General features: G+C 53.1%; 1 protein-coding gene. It reads left to right on the top strand.

The features are described from left to right. Positions 1–262 (top strand): ATPase, T2SS/T4P/T4SS family (locus ACEN8I_RS24160; protein ID WP_413331198.1); only part of this gene is annotated, 262 nt, incomplete at both ends.

Raw genomic sequence — 262 nt, 5'->3', positions numbered from 1 at the left:
CGCTTTATAGTGCCCTGCAAACGCTGAATACCGCTGACATTAATATTTGTAGCGTCGAAGATCCGGTTGAGATCCCCATAGCCGGACTAAACCAGACGCAAATCCATCCGCGTGCCGGACTCACCTTTCAGGGCGTGTTGCGTGCGTTATTGCGCCAGGATCCTGACGTCATCATGATCGGAGAGATCCGCGATGGCGAAACAGCAGAGATCGCTATTAAAGCGGCGCAAACTGGTCACCTGGTGTTGTCTACCCTACACAC

The sequence above is a fragment of the Polaromonas sp. CT11-55 genome, assembly GCF_047303325.1.
Classification (GTDB): Bacteria; Pseudomonadota; Gammaproteobacteria; order Burkholderiales; family Burkholderiaceae_C; genus Polaromonas.
The sequence above is the reverse complement of the archived record's forward strand: the minus strand, read 5'-3'. Positions and strand labels throughout refer to the sequence as shown.